Here is a 17671-nt window from a genome sequence, read left to right as displayed (position 1 = left end):
ACTTCTTCAGCGCTTCTTCAGAGCCCTCCCACCTGCACTGATAAAGAAGACCCGGTGAGTTTGCGGCGGCGGTGGCCGGGCAACCGGGCAGCCATGTATGACGTCGGACAACTCATCGGTGGAAACTGGACACCCGGCCGCGGCGGCGCCCGGCTGACCGTGCTGAACCCCGGCGACGGCACGGCCGTCACGACCGTCGCGGTCGCCTCGGAGGCCGATGTGGCCGCCGCGGTGCAAGCGGCCCGCGACGCCGCGCCGGGCTGGCGGCGGACCGCCCCGGGCGCGCGAGCGGCCGCCCTGCACGCGGCGGCGAACGCCGTCGAGGCGGCGGCCGACGAGCTCGCCGCCCTCATGAACGCCGAGATGGGCAAGCCGGTCGACGGCGCCCGGGACTCCATCGGCGCGGGCGTCGGCACGCTGCGCCAGTACGCCGAGCTGGGCCCGACCCATCGGGGCCGGGCGCTGGCCGGCAACGACGAGGCGATCGACCTGATGGCGTACGGGCCGCGCGGGGTGGTCGCGGTGGTGACGCCGTGGAACGACCCGGTCGCCGTCTCCTGTGGCCTGCTCGGCGCCGCCCTGGTCACCGGCAACACGGTGGTGTACAAGCCCAGCGAGCGCACCCCGGGCACCGGCCACCGGCTCGCCCAGCTGCTCGCCCCGCACTTCCCGGACGGCGTGTTCTCGCTGCTCAGCGGCGACGGCTCGGTGGGCGCGGCGCTGGCCTCGGCCGAGGTGGACGTGGTCGCGCACGTGGGGTCGACGGCGACCGGGCGGGCCATCGCGGCGGCCTGCGCGCGCACCGGGGCCAAGGCGCTGCTGGAGAACGGCGGCAGCGACCCGCTGATCGTGGACGCGGACGTCGACCCGGCGTGGGCGGCGGAGCAGGCGGCGCTCGGCTCCTTCGCCAACTCCGGGCAGATCTGCGTGGCCGTCGAGCGCATCTACGTGCACCGCGACGTCGCCGAGGCGTTCCTGCGGGAGCTGGCCGCCCAGGCCGACAAGTGGGCCGGCGACCTCGGCCCGCTGGTCGACACCCGGCTCCGGGAGACCGTGCACGCGCAGGTCAGCGCGGCGGTGCGGGACGGCGCGCGGGTGCTCACCGGCGGCGAGCTGCCGGAGGGGCCGGGCGCGTACTACCCGCCGACCGTGCTGGCCGACTGCACCGACGACATGGCGGTGCTGCGCGAGGAGACGTTCGGGCCGGTCGCCCCGGTGGTGGTCGTCGCGTCGTTCGGCGAGGCGCTGGAGCGGGCCGCGCGGTCACCGTACGGGCTGGCCGCGACGGTGCTGACCGGCTCGATGAGCCACGCCCAGCAGGCGTGGCGCGAGCTGCCGGTCGGCACCGTCAAGGTCAACGCGGTGTTCGGCGGCGCCCCCGGCGGTGCGGCCCACCCGCGCGGGGGCAGCGGCCAGGGCTTCGGCTACGGCCCGGAGCTGCTCGACGAGCTGACCGTCGTGCAGGCGGTCCACCTGGAGGCCCCGCCTACCGGCTGGTGAGCGTCCGCAGGTCGTTCTCCACAGTGTCCGGAAGTGGCCGGCGCTGCCGCAGCGCCCACGGGAGCAGGCGCGCGGCGTCGGCCACGCCCCGGCGGTCGTCGCGCCACGCGGCCATCGTCGTGCGGGCCACCACGGCCGGCGGGCGGCGCAGCAGCGCGGTCAGCACGCGGTTGCGGGCCTCGATGCGGTGCCGGGCGCCGTTGTCGCGGCCGGCCGGGAGCGGGAGGTGCCGCACGACCAGCTGCGGCGCGTACGCCTGGAGCCAGCCCGCGGCGGCCAGGTCCATGGCCAGCAGCGCTTCCTCGCCGTACACGTGCAGTTGCGGGTTGAAGCCGCCCACCTGCCGGAACGCCTCCCGCCGGACGGTGACCGCGCAGGCCAGGAAGCCCAGGACGGCCGGGCCGGGGGCGCCGGCGGGCACGCCCAGCGGGGCCGCCGCCATCGCCGCCGAGACGGGGTCGAGGCGGCCCTGCTGCCCGACCAGCACCCGGGCGCTGAGCAGCCCGACCCGCGGGTGGTCGCGCAGCAGCGCCGCGGCCCCGCCCAGCGCGCCCGGCGCCCAGTACGAGTCGTCGTCGGCGAACGCCACGTACGGGGTCCGGGCCAGCTCCACGCCGACGTTGCGCGCCGCGGCGCCCCGGTTCTCGCCCAGCCGCACCACCGTGACCTGCGGGAACGCCGCCTCGACGGCCTCCGGTCCGCCGTCGTCGGAGCCGTTGTCGACCAGGATGACCGGGCCCTCGTGCCGCGGGATCGTCTCCAGCAGCCGGTCCCGCCGGTTGCGGGTGGCCACGACGACGGTGACCGGCGCCTGCTCCGGGCCGCTCACAGCCGCTGGAGCTTGTCGTGCAGGTCCTTCTGGAAGAAGTCGAGGAAGCCCTCGGGATCGGGGCCGGCGTTCTGCAGCACGAGATGGTCGAACCCCGCGTCGGCGTACTTCTTCACCGCCTCGACGTACGGCTCCGCGTCCGGGCCGAGGGCGAACTGGCCGCGCACGTCCTCCGCGCGGACCGTCTGCGACGCGGCGTCGAAGTTCACCGGGTTCGGCAGCTCGCTCATCACCTTCCAGCCGGTCAGGGCCCAGCGGGTGGTCCGCAACACCTCGTCGATCCCGGCCTGCTCGGTGGTGGCCCAGGCCATCGGCACCTCGGCGTAGCGGGGGCCGGCGCCGCCCGCGCCGGTGTAGGTCTGCACCAGGTCGCTGCGGGGCTCGGTGGCGAACAGCCCGTCGCCCAGCTCGGCGGCCAGGGTGGCGGCGTCCTTGCCGCCGGCCGCGACGGCGATGACCGGGAGCCGGTCGGGCAGGTCGAAGACGCGGGCGTCCTCCAGCTGCAGGTGTTTGCCCTCGTACGACTGGTAGCCGCCCTGCCAGAGCAGCTTGATGATCTCGAGTGCCTCGCGCAGCCGTTCCTGCCGGCCGCGCACGCTCGGGAAGCCCCGGCCGACCACGTGCTCGTTGAGCCGCTCCCCCGAACCGACGCCGAGGGTGAACCGGTTGTCCGACACGATCGCCAGGGTGGCCGCCGCCTGCGCGATGATCGCCGGGTGGTAGCGCACGGTCGGGCAGGTCACGCCCGTGGCGAGCCCGAGCCGCTCGGTCCGGGCGGCGATCGCGCCGAGCACGGTCCAGGCGAACGGCGAGTGACCCTGCTCGTCCAGCCACGGGTGGTAGTGGTCGCTGATCTCGACGAAGTCGAAACCGGCCTGCTCGGCCCGGACGGCCTGCTGGATGAGCTCCTTCGGGCCGAAGCCCTCGGCGGACAGCTTGTAACCGAACTTGAGAGTCATGGTCGGGGTGTGCCCGGGCGGCGGCACGACAAACGCCGGGCCTCCCCTGTTCGTGGGGGGCCCGGCGTCGGGTCGTGCCGGTCAGGACCGGGCGTCGCTGACCGCCTGCTTGCTCTGCTCCTTGGCGTCCTGCGCCGAGGACTGCGCCTGCTGCTTGGTGGTCTGCGCGGCGTCGGCGGCGGTCTCCTTGACCTGGCCGACGGCGTGCTGCACCGTGCCCGAGACGTCGTCCTTCATCTCCGAGGCGATGTCCTTGACCTTGTCGGTCAGGTCGCCGCTGTGCTCCTTGAGCTGCTGGCCGGCCCGCTTCTCCGCGTCGGTGACGGGGATGAGCGTGGCGGCGAGCATGCCCACGCCGAAGGCGATGATGCCCGCGGCGAGGGGGTTGCCCTGCGCCTGCTGGGCGACCGTCCGCGGCGCGCTGCGGACCGCGTCCGCGGCGCTGTGCGCCTTGTCGCCGGCCGCGTCGCTCAGCTGCGACGCCTTGTCCTGCACCGTGCCCAGGGCCGAGGAGGCCTTGTCCTGCACGGTGCCGGCGGCCGACGAGGCCCTGTCCTGCACGGTGCCGGCGGCGTAACCCGCCGAGTGCCGGGCGTGCTCCGAGCTACCCATGACCTTCTCCTTCACGGCGGTCCAGCGGCGCTGGGCGGCCTTGGTCGGGCTGGTCTTCTCCGCCAGCAGATCCACGTGGCGGGTCATGGAGGCGCGCGTCGCCTCGATGTCCTGCCTCAACCGGTCGGGTTCTTCAGCCATTGCGCGTCCTCCTTGAGGGTGTCGACGGTGCGCCGCGGGGTCGGGTCCACGGTCTTGAGCTTCTTGCGGCCGTTGGCGTAGAGCACCGCGCCGACGATCCCCCAGAGGACCGCCACGATGAGCGCGGCCCAGCCCGGGTCCATCACGTTGCTGAGCGCGGCCACCAGGGCGAAGCTGAGCAGGATCACGACCAGGTAGCCGGCGAAGCCGGCGGCGCCGAGCATCCCGGCGGCCTTGCCCGCCTTGGACGCCTCCTGCTTCAGCTCGACCTTGGCGAGTTCCACCTCCTGGCGGAACAGCGTCGACAGGTCGTTGCTGATGTTGCCGATCAGTTCACCGACGGAGGTCTCGCTGACCTGTTCGGCGTGGTCCCGCGAGTGGTCCGTGGGGTAGGGCGCCGTCATCGGGTGCCGCCCGGGTAATCCCGCGTGGTCCCGGCGATGTACTCCTCCTCGACCACGACCGGCGTGCCGGTGCCCGTCGAGGCGTACTCGGTCGTCGCCGCCGGGTAGCCGGCGGTGGTGCCGGCGACCGGGTCGGTGTAGCCGGTCGTCGCGGTGGTGTAGTCGGTGGTCCCGCTGGTGTAGCCGGTGTCGTAGCTGTCCGGGCGGGACACGAACGAGTCGCTGGCGGGCTTGGCCGAGGTGTCCGACGGCAGTTCGTCGGCCTTGGCCACGCCCTTGCCGAGCCGGGCCACGACGAAGCCGGCGGCCAGCGCGGACGCCAGGAACGCGCCGGGGCGGCGCCGGGCGAAGTCCTGGACCTCGCGCAGCACGCCCTCGGGGCCGTTGGTCTCCAGGTAGCCGGCGAGCTGCCGGCCGCTGTCGGCGACCCGCGAGACGATCTGGGTGGCGGGCGAGTCGGCGCGGTCGCTGCGCATCTCGTCGAGGTGGTCGGCCATCTCGCGGATGCTGCCGACCAGCTTGTCGTTCTGCGTACGGGCCTGCTCGGTCACCTTGCCGCGAACCTCGGACGCGACGTTGCGTACCTGGGTCTTGGCCTCGGAGCCGACCCGCTGGGCCTGCTGCTTGGCGGTGTCCTTGACGTCGCTGGCGGCTTGACCGGCGGCCTGGGCGCTCTGTCCGGCGGCCTGCTTGACCGCGGACTGGTCGCCGCCCGAGGAGCCCTGCCCGGCCGTGGGGTACGTCTCGGCGGGGTAGGTGGTCTCGGGATATGTGGTCGCCGCGTAGGTCTCGGTGACCGGCACGTCGGCGAGGGGGGTGCTGTCCGGCGCGCGGGCGCCCGCAGACGGGTCACTCATTGCTGCCTCCATCGTGGTTCGTTCGTCCGTTTGGTGCTTCGCGGTATCCAATACCCCCCGGCGCTTCCACTAACGCATGATTGCCGTCAGACAATGAGTGGAATTATTCCCGCATAGATCCGTTTTCTTGGGGTACTCAACTGTGCTCGTCTACTCTACTTGGTCGATAGGTTTGGTATGTTCAGGCAGATAGCGACGGCGGAGCGCCGTGAGGGACGACAGGCGGGACGGGTCGACCGACGACCGGGTGCCCCCCGGCCCGGCGGCGGTCCGGGCGGGCCTCCGGCCACTCCCGCCGCGACCTGCTCGAACTGACCGCGGCGCTCGGCGCGGGGCCGGCCGGCGGCACGGCCGGGGGTGCGGGGGCGCACCCGGGCCGATCGTCGAGCCGCTGCCCCGGGAGCCGTTCACCGCGCGGGGCGCCGACGCCGAGATGCCCGGGTCCGCTCCGAGCGGTCGGGGCTTTCCGGTGCCGATCGACCGTTTCTTCGCGCGCCACCACACCAGCACGCCGATCATCGATTCGGCCGATTGGCGGGTGCGGATCTTCGGCGCCGGACTGCGCACGGCCGGTCGATATATCGTATGACGAATGGCGCCGGCTGCCGGCCGAATCGCGCACCGTGACGGTGGAATGTGCGGCAACGGTCGCAGCTCCCCTGGACCATGCGTTTCCATCGGCCGCACGGGCCCGGACGCCGGCCCTTCGACCGCCGCGTCGCCCCCGGCCGGGCCGCGACGTGGGCTACCCGCTCTGCCGCTGATCCGGCCCCAGACCGACCAGCCGGGCCAGGACGGCCACCTGATCGGCGAAGTGCGTGACGAACGCCGGGTCACGGGGGTCGGCCCCGCAGACGCTCTCGACGACGTGCGGCAGCGTGGTGGTCGCCATGGTGGCGGCCATCAGCATGACCAGCAGGCAGGCCGGGTCGACCTCGGCCGGGAGCCGGCCGGACGCCTGGAGCGCGCGCACCTCGTCGGCGCTGCCGGCGAGCATCCGCGCCCGGGACGCCCGGTCGGGATCGTCGTCCGGGCCGGTGTACTGCAGTCCGCTCCACGCGAACACGCGGACGCCCTCCGGGTTGCGCACAGCCTCCAGCGCGTAGGCGCGCAACTGCTCGGACAGCGGGGTGTCCGCCGGCGCCAGCTCGCCGCGCCGCTGCTCCCACTGCCGGGACATGGCCTGGAACAGGCCCTCCTTGCCCCCGAAATAGTACGAGACCAGCTGCTGGTTGACGCCGGCCCGCGCCGCGATCGCCCGGACCCGGGCGCCGGCGTAACCGTGCGCGCCGAACTCGCCGGCCGCGGCCTCCAGGATCCGCCGGCGGGTGCGCTCCGGGTCGCGCTGCCGCTCGGCGGGCGCGGGCGACCGGCGCGGCGATGACGATGGCATGCCCTCATCATACGGACGCTTGACACTGCTATTTATCCAGTTGTTTGATAAGACCACTCATCCGATTGAGAGGTGCGCACCGATGCCCGGCTCACCACGGATCCTCATCGCCGGCGGCGGCATAGGCGGGCTCGCGCTCGCCCAGGCGGCCCGCCACGGCGGTCTCGATGTCGCCGTCTACGAACGGGACCCGACCCCGGACACCCGCAACCAGGGCTATCGCCTGCACATCGACGCCGACGGCAACGCCGCGCTGCGCGCCTGCCTGCCGGCGCGGGCGCTCGACCGGGTGCGCCGCACCAGCGCCGTCAACGGCGACCTGGTGGCCGCGTACACCCACCGGCTGGAACGGACGGCGGCCCAGGTGTTCCCCGGGATCGCCGGCGACGAGATCACCCACGTGGACCGGGACACGTTCCGCCGGGCGCTCCGCACCGGCCTGGACGACGTCGTCCACTTCGGACGCACGGTGACCGGTTACCGCGTCACGAGCGCCGGCCGGGTCCGGGTGGAGTTCGCCGAGGGCGGCAGCGACGAGGGCGACCTCCTGGTCGGCGCGGACGGGGTCGGCTCGGCGGTGCGCCGGCAACTGCTGCCCCACGCCGTCGTGCGCGACCTCGGCCTGCGCTGCCTCTACGGGCGGATGCCCCTCGACGCGACGACCGGCCCGGAAGTGCCGGCGGACTTCGACCGCGGCTTCTGCTGGGTCGCGGACGACACCGGATACGGCGCCGGATTCGCGCCGGTCCGCTTCCGCAGCCGCCCCGGGGACACGCCCGACTACCTGATGACCACCCTGGTCGCGACCCCCGCCCGGCTCGGCCGGACCGACCAGGACCTGTTCGGCATGACGTCGGAGGCGCTGTGGCAGCTCGCCGTCACCGCCACCGCGGACTGGCATCCGACGGTCCGGCGGCTGCTCGCGCACGCCGACCCGGGCTCGTTCTTCCCGATCGTGATCCGGGCCGCCGAACGCGTCGCGGCCTGGCCCGCCGGCCCGGTCACCCTGCTCGGCGACGCCGTCCACACCATGCCGCCGACCGGCGGCGTCGGGGCCAACACCGCGCTGCAGGACGCGGCGACGCTCTCCGGCGAACTGCTGCGCGGCGGCCGGCCCCTCACCGAGGCGGTCGCCGCCTACCAGGCGGTCATGCTGCCGCGCGGCTTCGACACGGTGGAACGCTCGGTGCGGATGGCCCGGCAGCTGCTAGCCGTGCCAGGTGCGCCATAGGGCCGCGTACGTGCCGTCCGCCGCGACCAGCTCATCGTGGGTGCCCAGCTCCACCAGCCGCCCCCCGTCCATCACCGCCACCCGGTCGGCGTCGTGCGCCGTCTGCAACCGGTGCGCGATCGCGATCACCGTACGGTCGTGCAGCACCGCCGCCAGCGACCGTTCCGCATCCCGAGCGGTGGTCGGATCCAGCAGGGCCGTCGCCTCGTCCAGCACCACGGTGTGCGGATCGGCCAGCACCACCCGGGCCAGGGCGAGCTGCTGGGCCTGCGCGCCGTCGAGGACGAAGCCGTCCCCGCCCAGCCGGGTGTCCAGCCCGTCGGGCAACTCCGGGGCCCAGTCCGCGCCGACGATGGCCAGCGCCGAGCGCAGGTCGTCGTCGGTCGCGTCCGGCGCCGCCAGGGTCAGGTTGTCGCGGATCGCGTCGCGGAACACGTGGTGCTCCTGGGTGACCAGCACGACCTGGCGGCGCAGCAGGCTCGGCGGCAGTTCGGCGACCGCCACCCCGCCGACGGTCAGCGTCCCGGCCCGGGGCCGGTCGACCCCCGCGAGCAGCCGGCCCAGCGTGGACTTGCCCGCGCCGGACGGGCCGACCAGGGCCAGCCGCTCCCCCGGGCGCACGGTCAGGTCGACACCCCGCAGCACGTCACGGCCGCCGTCGTAGGCGTACCGGACGCCGCGGGCCTCGATCCGGTCGCCGGCCGGCGCTCGCCGCTCGGTCACCACCGCGCGCGGGATCACCGCGAGGCCCTCCACCCGGGCGAAGGAGGCGCCGCTGCTCTGCAGCTGCTCCAGCCAGATCAGGATCGCGTCCAGCGGCACGGCGAGCTGGCGCAGGTAGAGCGCGGACGCCGCGACCGCGCCCAGGGAGAGCAGCCCGTCGAAGTAGAGCGCGCCGCCGACCAGCAGCACGGCCACCACCGGCACCACGTACGACACGTCGACCGCGGGGAACAGCACGCTGCGCAGGAACAGCGTGCGCAGCCGGGTGCGCCGGGCCCGGGCGATCGCGGCGTCGCCCACCGCCCGGCGGCGCTGCTGCAGGCCCAGCGCCTCGACCGTACGGGTGCCGGCGATCGTGGAGGCGAGCTCGTCGGCCAGCGCGGAGCCGGCCGCGCCCTCGTCCAGGTAGGCGGTCCGGGCCCGGCGCAGGTACCAGCGGGTGGCCGGCGGGATCGCGGCCAGCCCGGCCAGCGCCACCACGCCGAGCAACGGGTCCAGCAGGAAGACGGCGACCAGCACGAACAGCGCCTGCACGGCGGCGATGAGCACCTCGGGCACGGCGTCGCGCAGCGTCACGGCGACCGTGCTCACGTCCCCGGTGCCCCGGGCGGCGAGGTCGCCGGTCGGGACCCGTTCCACCACGGCGGCGGGCAGCGCCAGGGCGCGGTCGACGAACCGCTCGCGGACCCGCGCCGCGGTGCGCTCGCCGAAGCGGTAGCCGACCGCCAGCGCCGAGCGGGCCAGCAGGATCTGGGCGACCGTGCACAGCAGGATGGCGAAGGCGAGCCGGTCGACGTCCGGCACCGAGGCGCGGCCGGCCGTCACGGTGTCGACGATCCGGCCCAGCAGCCACGGCCCGGCCAGCCCGGCGATCGCGGCCAGCGCGTTGAGCAGCACCATCAGCGCGACCGCGCGCCGGTCGGCGCGGATCAGCCCGGCCGTGGCCCGGCGCACGCGCGCGCTGCCGGCGACCGGCAGTGCGGTCACCGGACGGCCTCGGGCGTGGCCGCCTCCCCCGCCGCCCGGGTGACCAGCGCGCGGTAGCCGGGCTCGGTCTCGAGCAGGGCGTGGTGCGTGCCGGTGGCCGCCAGCCGGCCGTCCACCAGGTAGTGCACGATGTCGGCCCGGTCCAGCAGCGCCGGGGAGGTCGTCGCGACCAGGGTGGTCCGGCCGGCCCGGGCGGCCGGCAGGCGCTGCGCGATGGCCGCCTCGGTGTGGGCGTCCACCGCCGAGGTCGGCTCGACGGCCAGCAGGACCTCCGGGTCGGCGTAGAGGGCGCGGGCGAGGCGGATGCGCTGGCGCTGGCCGCCGGAGAGGTTGCGGCCCTGGGTGTCCACGACGGAGGCCGTGCCGTCGCTGAGGCCGTCCACGATGTCCCCCGCGACCGCGGCGGTGAGCGCGCGGGTCACCGCCGCGTCGTCGAGGGCGGTCCGGCCGGCGACCACGTCGGCGAGGGCGCCGGTGAACAGGTACGCCTCGTTGTCGGCGACCAGGATCCGGTCGCGCACCGCCAGCGCCTCCACGCGCCGGCCGCCCCACGTCGCCGCGGTCGGCCCGTACCGGCCGAGGCGGTCCACCACGGCGGCGGCGTCCGAGGGCCGGGCGCTGGCCAGCACGGTGAACCGGCCGGGCACCACGACCACCCCGGACTCGGGGTCACGCAGCGCCGCCGGGCCGTCCGGCCCCCGCCCGCCCGGCGTCGGTTCGACCGGCAGGCGCAGGAAGTCCACCACGCGGCGGCCGGCGACCAGGGCCCGGCTGAGGTCGAAGCCGCCCTCGATGAAGAACGCGACCGGCACGACCAGCACCGCCGCGTACCCCCAGACCGCGACCAGCTCGCCGACCGTGATCTCGCCCCGGGCCGCCATCCGCGCGGCCAGCCAGATCACCACGGCCAGGAACAGCCCCGGCAGGCCCCCGCCCAGCGCCTGGATCCAGCTGGTCACCGCGCCGACCCGGTAGCCCTCCTCGGCCACCCGCCGCGAGTCGCGGCGGTAGCGGCGGGCGTAGGCGTCCTTGCCGCCCAGGCCGTTGAGGATCCGCAGGCCGCCCACGATGTCGACGAGCCGGTCGGCGAGCGCGCCCTGGTGGTCGCGGTAGCGGGCGCCGGCGCGCTGCAGCCGGCTCAGCATCGGCCCGACCACCAGCGCGAGCACCGGCACCCCGGCCAGCACCACGACGGCCAGCAGCGGCGAGATCTCCAGCAGCAGCATGGCCACCACGACGTAGGCCACGACGGCGCCGAGCCCGGGCCCGGTCACCGTGAGGGCCTGGGCCAGGACCCACACGTCGGCGATGCCGATGGTGACGATCTCGCCGGCGCCGATACGCCGCGGCAGCCCCGCGCCGAGCCGGGTCGCGTGCGCGATGACCGCGCGCACGGTGCGGAAACCGCCGTCGAGCCGGATCTTCGTCATGGTCCGGTGCCGCAGGATGGCCAGCAGCGCGTTGACCGCGCCGACCACGAACAGCGCGGCCACCCAGCCGGCCAGCGCGGACCGGTCGCGTCCGCGCAGGCCCTGGTCGATGGCCTGGGAGAGCAGGTACGGCGGCAGCGTCAGCCCGACCATCCACAGCGACCCGAGCACCGCCCCGGCGGCGACCCGCAGCTTCTGGCGGCGCACCAGCCACCACAGGTACGGCAGCGGGCCCCGCACGTCGGCAACCGCGTGTCCCGCTTCCGTCACGCCTTGCACCTTAGAGCAGCATGGATCATCGGCGGGAGCCCGAATTCCGGGGACCCCGGATGCCGGGTTAGTCTCCGGGCGTGACCGCCTTCGCACCCCCGCTGATCAGCGCCGACCACGTCATCGGGGGGCGCGCGCACGACTTCTCGCGCCGGGTCACGGTGATGGCGATCGTCAACCGCACCCCCGACTCGTTCCACGACCGGGGCCGGACCTTCGCGCTGGAGAAGGCGACCGCGGCGGTGCGGGCGGCGGCGGACGCGGGGGCGGACTGGATCGACATCGGCGGGGTGCCGTTCGCGCCCGGGCCGGAGGTCAGCGCGGCCGAGGAGCTGGACCGGGTGCTGCCGGTCGTCGAGGCGGCGCGCGGGCTGGCGGTGGTGTCGGTCGACACGTACCGGCCGGAGGTGGCGCGCGAGGTCATCGCGGCGGGCGCGGGCGTCATCAACGACACGTCGGGCCTGCGCGACCCGGCGATGGCCGACGCCGTGGCCGGCACGGACGCCGCCCTGGTGATCACCCACAGCCTGGCCGCACCGCGCACCCTGCACCCCAGCCCGCGGTACGACGACGTGGTCGCCGAGGTGGGCGGCTTCCTGCGCGAGCGGGTGGCGCTGGCGCTGTCCCGGGGCGTGCGGCCGGAGCAGATCATCATCGATCCCGGCCACGACCTGAACAAGAACACGTACCACTCGCTGGAGCTGACCCGGAGGCTCAGCGAGATCACCGCGATCGGCTACCCGACGCTGGCGGCGCTGAGCAACAAGGACTTCATCGGCGAGACGCTGGACCGGCCGCAGCGGGAACGCCTGGTCGGCACGGTCGCGGCGGTGGTCTTCTGCGTGACCCAGGGCGCCCGCATCGTACGGGTGCACGACGTGCGCGCGGCGGTGGACGCGGTCCGGATGACCGAGGCGATGCTGGGCCTGCGCGCTCCGGCCTTCACCCGGCACAACATCTAGGGCGTCGGCCCGCCCGGCGCGACCCAGCCCTTCTTCAGGCCCACCCCGCCGATCAGCTCGGTCATCCAGGGCTCGTGCGGCACCGCGTCGGGGCCGATGATCTGCATCGCGCCGAGGACCGTGAGCAGCATGCCCATCGCCAGGAAGGCGCGCGCCTCCTCCTCGCCCGCGCCGGTCAGCTCCCGCACGGTGCGGTAGATCCGGCCGAAGCACTCGCGCACCGTGGGCCCGAGGGCCGGGTCGGCCCCGGCGGCGAAGGCGTGCAGCAGGACGGTGATCAGCTCGCGCTCGGCCGGCATGTCGTCGTAGGCGACGCCCAGGCCCTCCAGGGTGGGTGCCGAAGAGCCCGATCCCCCTCGCCGCGGTGCTGGTTGCCGTCGGCATCCCGGTCTTCATGGTCACGCTGGACAACCTCGTGGTCACCACGGCCCTGCCGGTGATCCGGGCCGACCTCGGCGCCACGGTGACCGACCTGCAGTGGTTCGTGAACGCGTACACGCTGCCGTTCGCCGCCTTCCTGCTCACCGCGTCGCGCGCCGGGCAGGGCATCGGCGGCGCCGCCGTCGCGCCGCTCTCGCTCACCCTGCTCGCGCAGGCGGTCCCCGACCGGCTGCGCAGCGCGGCGGTCGGCATCTGGGGCGGGATCAGCGGCCTCGGCGTCGCGGTCGGCCCGGTGGTCGGCGGCGCGGTGGTCGAGGGCCTCGACTGGTCGTGGATCTTCTGGCTCAACGTCCCGGTGGGCGTGCTGGCCGTGGTGCTGGCCGCGACCGTGCTGCCCGAGTAGCGCGGCGGCGCGGTCCGGTTCGACCCGCTGGGTCTGCTGCTCTCCGCGGCCGGCATGCTGCTGCTGGTGTGGGGCGTGGTGGACGGCCCGGACCACGGCTGGGCCTCGGCCCGGGTGCTGTCCATGCTGGCCGGCGGGGCCGTGCTGCTCACCGCGTTCATCGCCTGGCAGCGCCGCAACCGCGCGCCGATGCTGCCCCTGTCGCTGTTCCGGTCGCGCGGCTTCAGCCTGGTCAACGTCGTCACGCTGGCCTTCTCGGCCGGCACCTTCGGCGCGGTCTTCCTGCTGGCCCCGTTCTTCCAGGTGGTGCAGGGCCTGAGCCCGCTGGACGCGGGCATCCTGTGGATCGCCCTGGCCACCACGACCGAGGTGCGCTACGGCGACCTGGTGCTCGCCTTCGTGCTGGCCGGCGTGGGCATGGGCCTGACCTTCGCGCCGATCAGCACCATGGCCCTGGCCAGCGTCACCGCCCGCGAGCGCGGCGTCGCCCCGGGCGCCAACAACACCGTCCGGGAGCTGGGGGTGGCGGTGGACATCGCGGTGCTGGCCTCGATCTTCAGCTCCACCGGCGACTACACCAGCCGGCAGGCGTTCGTCGACGGCCTGGTCCCGGCGGTCGTCGTCGGGGCCTGCATCGTCGCGGCCGGCGGGGTCGTCGCCCTGTGGCTGCCGCGCCGGCCCGGCGCGCCCCGGGACTGAGCCCTGGCGGTACGACGCCTTGGGGTGGCGCGGCCCACCACGCCGCCCCGAACGGGGAAACGCAATCTTGCGTCTTGATCCCCAAATATTTCAGGATTCGGTTCAACTATTGCGGGACTGTGTCCTGCGCTGTCACGATGACCGTCGATCCGCCACCCCACCCCCACTCCCCGAGGCGGATCGGATCGGAGCATCCCCGTGCCCGCCTCCCGCCGTACCGTGTTGTCCGCGGTGGCCGCCGGCTCCGCCGCGGCCGCCGCCCCGGGCCTGTTCGGCCGCCCGGCCCGCGCCGCCTCCCCGCCCGGCGACGTCGTCGGCAAGATCACCGTCGGGTACCAGGGCTGGTTCGCCTGCCCCGGCGACGGCGCCCCGATCGGCGGCTGGTGGCACTGGAGCCGCGACCGCTTCCAGCCGCCGTCGCCCGCCAACACCACGATCGTGTCCTGGCCGGACCTCACCGACTTCGACCACGGCTACCCCACCGCGTACCCGAACCTCGGCGACGGGCAGCCCGCCCGGCTGTTCTCCTCCTACGACCAGCAGACCGTCGACACGCATTTCCGCTGGATGCGCGAGCACGGCATCGACACGGCCGCGCTGCAGCGCTTCAACCCGACCGGCGACGAGGGGCCGACCCGCGACGCCATGACGGTCAAGGTGCGCGCCGCGGCCGAGGCGACCGGCCGCAAGTTCTCCATCATGTACGACGTGACCGGCTGGACCGCCATGCAGCAGGAGATCAAGAACGACTGGCTGGCGAAGATGGCCGCGCACACCGCGTCCCCGGCGTACGCGCGGCAGAACGGCCGGCCGGTCGTCTGCATCTGGGGCTTCGGCTTCGACGACCCCGCCCGCCCGTTCGCCCCCGGCCCCTGCCTGGACGTGATCACCTGGTTCAAGGCGCAGGGCTGCTACGTCATCGGCGGCGTGCCGACCTGGTGGCGCCAGGGCATCAACGACTCCCGGCCGGGCTTCCTCGACGTCTACCACGCGTTCCACATGATCTCGCCGTGGATGGTGGGCCGGGCCGCGACCCCCGCGGACCTCGACTCGTACTACGCGAACGTCAACGTCGGCGACTACGCCGACTGCCAGGCCCACGGCATCGACTACCAGCCCTGCGTGCTGCCCGGCGACCTGTCGGCCGGCCACCGCCGGCACGGCGACTACTACTGGCGCAGCCTCTACAACATGATCCGGCTCGGCTCCCAGGGCCTGTACGTGTCCATGTTCGACGAGTTCAACGAGGGCAACCAGATCGCCAAGACCGCGCCGACGGCGGCCCGGGTGCCGGCCGGCTCGGGCATCCGCGCCCTCGACGAGGACGGCACCGCCTGCTCACCGGACTACTACCTGCGGATCACCGCGGACGGCGGCCGGATGCTCACGGGCCAGCTCGCCCTGACCGCGACCCGCCCGACGCCACCGGTCCCCGGCGGCGGCGTCCCCGGCCCGGACCCGAACCGGGACCTGGCCGCGGGCCGGCCGACCGCGCAGAGCAGCCAGACCCAGGGGTACGGCTCGGCCAACGTCGTCGACGGGAACCCGGGCTCCTACTGGGAGAGCGCGAACCACGCGTTCCCGCAGTGGGTGCAGGTGGACCTCGGCCCGGCGACCCCGGTGGCCCGCGTGGTGCTCCGGCTGCCGCCCGGCTGGGAGGCGCGCACGCAGACGCTGGCCGTGCAGGGCAGCGCGGACGGCGGCTCGTTCACCACGCTGTCCGCCGCGACCGGCCGCACCTTCGACCCGGCCACCGGCAACCAGGTGAGCGTGACCTTCCCGACCGCGACCGTCCGGTACGTCCGCGTCACCGTCACGGCCAACACGGGCTGGCCGGCCGGCCAGGCCTCGTCCCTGGAGGTGTACGCCGCCGGCTGACCCGGTCCCTGCGGCTTCCATCCCCAGCCGCAGGGGCCCGCGGTCGCCGTGACACCGCGCCCGTAGGCCACGGCCCCGCCGCACCCCGCGTGGGGTGCGGCGGGCCCGTGGTCAGCCGATGGCGATCCAGACGTCGTCCAGGCTGCCGTGGAACTGGTCGTTGTTGACGCCCGTGCCCTTGCCGCCCAGACTCAGCGGCTGCGACGTGACCACCTCGAGGGTCGCCGGCACCGTCACGCTGCCGCCCGCCCGGCCGTCGACCACGATGGTGAGGGCGGTGCCGGCGCGCCGGCACTCCAGGGTGTGCCACGAGCCGTCGGAGATCGAGGTCGGGGTCTTGGCCACGTGGATGGCCGGGTCGGTCTTGTCGCTGAGCACGCAGCTGGGCTTGCCGGAGACGCCGTCGACCTGCAGCTTGTACTGGCCGCCGACGGTGGAGTAGCCCTTCTGCATGACGTTCTCGCCGGTCGAGGTCTCGGCCGGGGACAGCCGCACCGCCGCGCCGAACCGCAGGTTGCGGGCCGCCGGGTTGAGGTCGGCCCCGTCGGCGGCCTGCAGGACCACCCGGGGGCAGTCGGTGCCGGCGCACTTCGGCGGGAACGTGACGCCCTGGCCGGCGCCGTGCGCCACCCTGGTGATCGCGCCGCCGTTGACCGCCAGCGTCCGGAGCAGGTGGCCGTTGCCGGAGCCGTCGTCGAAGGTGCCGTCGGCCACGGTGGAGTCGAAGTTGTACGACGCCACGTACGGCGACGGCGGGGCCGGCGGCACCCGCTGGGCGGTGGCGGGGGCGCCGAACGCGGCGTACCGCTTCTGCGCGGTGCCGGCGATCGTGGTGAAGTCGCCGCCGACACCGAGCAGGCCCAGCGCCGGGTTCGCGGCCATGGTGCGGACCCCGACCACGCCGTTGGCCTGCGGCGCCCACCCGGTCAGGTTGCCCGCGCCGTCGACCGCGGCGAGCTTGACCCGGGGTACGGAGCCGTCGGTGCACAGACCCTGGATGCCGTTGTTGGTCGTCGTGCACGCGTTGTCGAAGTGCCCGCCGACGTAGGTGGTGCCGTCGAGGGTGGCGATCGCCTGCGCGTCGCCGTCGAAGACCCGGGTCCAGCGGGCCGCGCCGGCGAACGTGTAGGCGATGGCCCGGCCGCCCTGGCCGCCGAGCGCGGCGTACACGCCGTTGGCGTCGGTGGCCAGGGCGAAGACCTGGGAGACGGGCTTGGGCAGGAAGCTCTTGTCCAGCGCCGCGGTGACGCCGTCGACCGCGGTGAGCCGCAGCGTCGAGCTGACCCCGTTGGTCTTGTGGAAGCGGCCGCCCAGGTAGACCCGGGCGCCGTTGACGGCCAGCGCGTTGACCGTGTCGTCGGTGGTCGGCGCCCAGGCGTCGAGCGCGCCGGTGGTCAGCGAGAACGCCGCCAGGTTGGCCCGCGGGGTGCCGTCGACCGCGGTGAGCCGGCCGGCCAGGTAGAGCCGGCCGTTGCCGGCCGCGAGGGCGTTGGGCTGGCCGAGGACGGTGTGCTTGAGGGCGGTCGGCCGGCCGGTGGTGGCGTCGACGCCGGCGACCGCGTCGCGGGTCGCCCCGGCGACGTGGCCGAAGTCGCCGGCGGCGAAGACGGTGGCGCCGGCGACGGCGAGGGCGCGCACGGTGGCGTCGGCGCCCGGGTTCCAGTCGAGCAGGGCGCCGGTCGACGCGTTGTACGCGGCCAGCCGCTGGCGGGCGACGATCTTGCCGGCCACGAGGGCGCCGGTGAAGTTGCCGCCCACGTAGACGACCTCGCCGCGGTGGGCGATCGCGTACACCGGGCCGTTGAACGACGGCGACGGCGACGGCCGGCCCGACACGACCTCCGCGAGGGCGGCGCCGCCCACGGCGACGACGACGGTGGAGACGCCGACGAGAGCCAGCCGGCGCACTGCGGATTTCAGGCTATTTCGGTTATTACGCACAACGTTGACTAACGGCGCTCGCGCCTCGAGGACGCGAGCGCCGTTCCGTCGTCCGGGTCACACCACCGGCG

The 17671-nt window shown here is 74.6% G+C and carries 16 protein-coding genes; 6 read left to right on the top strand and 10 right to left on the bottom strand.

Translation table 11 applies throughout. The features are described 5' to 3' along the window. The first annotated feature begins 93 nt into the window (after window positions 1-93). On the top strand, window positions 94-1500 hold the full coding sequence (locus Ani05nite_RS24680) for an aldehyde dehydrogenase family protein (RefSeq protein ID WP_203771925.1): 1407 nt from the start codon (window positions 94-96) through the stop codon (window positions 1498-1500). Here the strand turns inward: Ani05nite_RS24680 and Ani05nite_RS24675 are convergent. From Ani05nite_RS24675 to Ani05nite_RS24650, 6 genes are all read right to left on the bottom strand, one after another. Continuing rightward, window positions 1487-2329: a glycosyltransferase family 2 protein gene (locus tag Ani05nite_RS24675; RefSeq protein ID WP_203771923.1), complete on the bottom strand. Its 843-nt coding sequence runs from the start codon at window positions 2327-2329 to the stop codon at window positions 1487-1489. The two genes, Ani05nite_RS24680 and Ani05nite_RS24675, sit on opposite strands and share 14 nt — an antisense overlap. Next, the gene (locus Ani05nite_RS24670) at window positions 2326-3288 is read right to left on the bottom strand and encodes a TIGR03557 family F420-dependent LLM class oxidoreductase (protein WP_203771921.1); all 963 of its coding nucleotides are present in this window, start codon (window positions 3286-3288) and stop codon (window positions 2326-2328) included. The genes Ani05nite_RS24675 and Ani05nite_RS24670 overlap by 4 nt, the downstream gene beginning before the upstream one ends. Window positions 3289-3369: 81 nt before the next feature. Next, window positions 3370-4041 carry a DUF3618 domain-containing protein gene (locus tag Ani05nite_RS24665; protein WP_203771919.1) on the bottom strand — a complete coding sequence of 224 codons (672 nt, stop codon included), beginning with the start codon at window positions 4039-4041 and terminating at the stop codon, window positions 3370-3372. Continuing rightward, the gene (locus Ani05nite_RS24660; protein WP_203771916.1) at window positions 4017-4445 is read right to left on the bottom strand and encodes a phage holin family protein; all 429 of its coding nucleotides are present in this window, start codon (window positions 4443-4445) and stop codon (window positions 4017-4019) included. The genes Ani05nite_RS24665 and Ani05nite_RS24660 overlap by 25 nt, the downstream gene beginning before the upstream one ends. Next, a complete protein-coding gene (locus Ani05nite_RS24655; protein ID WP_203771914.1) occupies window positions 4442-5302 on the bottom strand; it encodes a hypothetical protein in 861 nt (286 codons plus the stop codon). Before Ani05nite_RS24655 ends, Ani05nite_RS24660 begins: the two co-directional genes overlap by 4 nt. Before the next feature lie 745 nt (window positions 5303-6047). Beyond that, window positions 6048-6695: a TetR/AcrR family transcriptional regulator gene (locus tag Ani05nite_RS24650; RefSeq protein ID WP_203771912.1), complete on the bottom strand. Its 648-nt coding sequence runs from the start codon at window positions 6693-6695 to the stop codon at window positions 6048-6050. An 82-nt stretch (window positions 6696-6777) separates the two neighbouring features. Between Ani05nite_RS24650 and Ani05nite_RS24645 the strand changes: the two genes are divergently transcribed. Next, entirely contained in the window at window positions 6778-7926 is a 1149-nt protein-coding gene (locus Ani05nite_RS24645; RefSeq protein ID WP_203771910.1) for an FAD-dependent oxidoreductase, read from the top strand. Here the strand turns inward: Ani05nite_RS24645 and Ani05nite_RS24640 are convergent. Together Ani05nite_RS24640 and Ani05nite_RS24635 are read right to left on the bottom strand one after the other, a co-directional pair. Then, window positions 7903-9636: an ABC transporter ATP-binding protein gene (locus Ani05nite_RS24640; protein ID WP_239130586.1), complete on the bottom strand. Its 1734-nt coding sequence runs from the start codon at window positions 9634-9636 to the stop codon at window positions 7903-7905. The two genes, Ani05nite_RS24645 and Ani05nite_RS24640, sit on opposite strands and share 24 nt — an antisense overlap. Further along, complete coding sequence (locus Ani05nite_RS24635; protein ID WP_203772065.1) at window positions 9633-11219, bottom strand: ABC transporter transmembrane domain-containing protein; 1587 nt, start codon at window positions 11217-11219, stop codon at window positions 9633-9635. Before Ani05nite_RS24635 ends, Ani05nite_RS24640 begins: the two co-directional genes overlap by 4 nt. 281 nt (window positions 11220-11500) lie before the next feature. Here Ani05nite_RS24635 and folP point away from each other — a divergent pair, with 281 nt between their 5' ends. After that, entirely contained in the window at window positions 11501-12298 is a 798-nt protein-coding gene (gene folP, locus Ani05nite_RS24630; RefSeq protein ID WP_203772063.1) for a dihydropteroate synthase, read from the top strand. Here folP and Ani05nite_RS24625 read toward each other — a convergent pair. Beyond that, window positions 12295-12597 (bottom strand): hypothetical protein, encoded by a 303-nt coding sequence (locus tag Ani05nite_RS24625; protein WP_203771908.1) that lies wholly within the window; start codon window positions 12595-12597, stop codon window positions 12295-12297. The genes folP and Ani05nite_RS24625 overlap by 4 nt on opposite strands. A 35-nt stretch (window positions 12598-12632) precedes the next feature. On the opposite strand from Ani05nite_RS24625, the gene Ani05nite_RS41375 reads away from it, so the two are divergent. From Ani05nite_RS41375 to Ani05nite_RS24615, 3 genes are all read left to right on the top strand, one after another. Further along, entirely contained in the window at window positions 12633-13082 is a 450-nt protein-coding gene (locus tag Ani05nite_RS41375; protein WP_239130583.1) for an MFS transporter, read from the top strand. A 54-nt stretch (window positions 13083-13136) separates the two neighbouring features. Next, on the top strand, window positions 13137-13781 hold the full coding sequence (locus tag Ani05nite_RS41370; protein WP_239130582.1) for an efflux MFS transporter permease: 645 nt from the start codon (window positions 13137-13139) through the stop codon (window positions 13779-13781). Between the two features lie 198 nt (window positions 13782-13979). Then, window positions 13980-15659 (top strand): glycoside hydrolase family 99 protein, encoded by a 1680-nt coding sequence (locus Ani05nite_RS24615; protein WP_203771906.1) that lies wholly within the window; start codon window positions 13980-13982, stop codon window positions 15657-15659. 111 nt (window positions 15660-15770) lie between these two features. Here the strand turns inward: Ani05nite_RS24615 and Ani05nite_RS24610 are convergent, their stop codons facing one another. After that, entirely contained in the window at window positions 15771-17567 is a 1797-nt protein-coding gene (locus tag Ani05nite_RS24610) for a LamG-like jellyroll fold domain-containing protein (protein WP_239130580.1), read from the bottom strand. Window positions 17568-17671: the final 104 nt, after the last annotated feature.

This window comes from Actinoplanes nipponensis, from assembly GCF_016862275.1.
Lineage (GTDB): Bacteria > Actinomycetota > Actinomycetes > Mycobacteriales > Micromonosporaceae > Actinoplanes > Actinoplanes nipponensis.
This window is presented reverse-complemented; position numbering and strand designations above follow the sequence as displayed.

Coding starts and splice junctions, on each gene's coding strand:
- Ani05nite_RS24680 (WP_203771925.1), top strand. CDS start 94: ATGTATGACGTCGGACAACTCATCGGTGGAAACTGGACACCCGGCCGC.
- Ani05nite_RS24670 (WP_203771921.1), bottom strand. CDS start 3,288: ATGACTCTCAAGTTCGGTTACAAGCTGTCCGCCGAGGGCTTCGGCCCG.
- Ani05nite_RS24665 (WP_203771919.1), bottom strand. CDS start 4,041: ATGGCTGAAGAACCCGACCGGTTGAGGCAGGACATCGAGGCGACGCGC.
- Ani05nite_RS24660 (WP_203771916.1), bottom strand. CDS start 4,445: ATGACGGCGCCCTACCCCACGGACCACTCGCGGGACCACGCCGAACAG.
- Ani05nite_RS24655 (WP_203771914.1), bottom strand. CDS start 5,302: ATGAGTGACCCGTCTGCGGGCGCCCGCGCGCCGGACAGCACCCCCCTC.
- Ani05nite_RS24650 (WP_203771912.1), bottom strand. CDS start 6,695: ATGCCATCGTCATCGCCGCGCCGGTCGCCCGCGCCCGCCGAGCGGCAG.
- Ani05nite_RS24645 (WP_203771910.1), top strand. CDS start 6,778: ATGCCCGGCTCACCACGGATCCTCATCGCCGGCGGCGGCATAGGCGGG.
- Ani05nite_RS24635 (WP_203772065.1), bottom strand. CDS start 11,219: ATGGTCGGGCTGACGCTGCCGCCGTACCTGCTCTCCCAGGCCATCGAC.
- folP (WP_203772063.1), top strand. CDS start 11,501: ATGGCGATCGTCAACCGCACCCCCGACTCGTTCCACGACCGGGGCCGG.
- Ani05nite_RS24625 (WP_203771908.1), bottom strand. CDS start 12,597: ATGCCGGCCGAGCGCGAGCTGATCACCGTCCTGCTGCACGCCTTCGCC.
- Ani05nite_RS41370 (WP_239130582.1), top strand. CDS start 13,137: ATGCTGCTGCTGGTGTGGGGCGTGGTGGACGGCCCGGACCACGGCTGG.